Raw genomic sequence first — 1,440 nt, 5'->3', positions numbered from 1 at the left:
TGTACTGCCCCCAAAAAGTTAGACAAAAAATATTAGTGAAAGGATTTAGTTCTGTACTGCACAGGACTAAGTCCTTTTAGTTTTGTTTTAATCCGTTTATTGTTGTAATAAACAATATAAGTTGCAATAGCTTTCTCCAGCTCATCAAGCGATTGATAACTCTTCTCATAACCGTAGAACATCTCCGATTTGAGGATGCCAAAGAAGGACTCCATCATCCCATTGTCTGGACTATTGCCCTTGCGAGACATAGATGGGACAATTCCTTTCGCTTCTAAGAATTGATGATAAGACTGGTGCTGATACTGCCAGCCTTGGTCACTGTGGAGAATGGTTCCCTTGTAGGTTTCAGCAGGAAAAGCCTTGGCTAACATTGTTCTGACCTGGTTCAAGTCAGGTGAACGTGACAAGGTAAAGGCAATGATTTCACTATTATACCCATCTAAAATAGGAGACAGGTAGAGCTTTCCATTGACGTTTGGTAAGGCAAATTCGGTTACATCTGTATAGCACTTTTCGTAAGGCCTAGAGCCTTCAAACTGACGCTGAATGAGATTCTCTGCTTTCTTACCAATCTCCCCCTTGTAAGAAGAATATTTCCGTTGACAGCGAATTCGAGCTTGTAGCCCCATCACTTGCATCAATCGCTGAACTTTCTTGTGATTGATATGAAAACCACGATTTTTCAGTTCAAGATGAATTTGACGATAACCATAGTTTCCCTTGTGCTCATCATAAATCAATTGAATTTCAGCTTTTAACTCTTGATCCTTGTCTGGTTTATCTAGCTGTTTTAGCTGGTAATAGTAAGTTGCACGAGAGAGTTTAGCGGTAGCTAGTAGGAAACTTAATCGGAATCCTTCCTTGACCATCTCTCTAATTGTCTCTGCTTTTCGCGCTGTAAGGCTTCGTCCCTTAAGCGTAACTCCCTCAACTTTTTTAGATAGGCATTCTCCGTTCTAAGACGCTCGTTCTCTTCTTGAAGTCGCTCTAGTTCCGTCATTTCTTCCCAAGTTTTCTTTTTCTTACGTCCCATCTTTGGTGGTCTCCCTCTTTGTTTCTCAACAATAGTATAGCCGTTTTTCTTATATTGTGCCAGCCAATTTGGGAGAGTCCCCCTGTTAGGAAGGGCAAAATCGAGAGAGACTGACAATTGAGAACGCCCTTCAAGAAGAACTTGATGAAGGATTTTTTGCTTTAGTTCAGGAGAATAATAAGTCTTCTTACCTCTCTTGACAATGTCTACTCCATGCCTATCAATTAGTCGAATCAGATATTCGATCCCTGACTGATTGAGGTTAAACTGTTTTGATAATGACTTGAGAGTTGCGCCGCTTTTTCGCAAGTAATAGATTTGAACCTTGTCTTCATAACTTAATTTCATAAAAATAACATCCCAAAAGTTAGAGTTTTCTTGTCTAACTTTTGGGGTGCAGTTCA

The 1,440-nt window shown here is 40.1% G+C and carries 1 protein-coding gene; it reads right to left on the bottom strand.

Translation table 11 applies throughout. The features are described from left to right. Window positions 1-32: 32 nt before the first annotated feature. A protein-coding gene (locus HMPREF2574_RS10145; RefSeq protein WP_142350182.1) for an IS3 family transposase occupies window positions 33-1,384 on the bottom strand; the annotation gives its coding sequence in 2 pieces (ribosomal slippage) (window positions 33-922 and window positions 922-1,384; 1,353 coding nt in all). Between the last annotated feature and the right edge of the window lie 56 nt (window positions 1,385-1,440).

It is taken from the genome of Streptococcus sp. HMSC034E12, from assembly GCF_001835915.1.
Taxonomy (GTDB): Bacteria; Bacillota; Bacilli; order Lactobacillales; family Streptococcaceae; genus Streptococcus; species Streptococcus vaginalis.
This window is presented reverse-complemented; position numbering and strand designations above follow the sequence as displayed.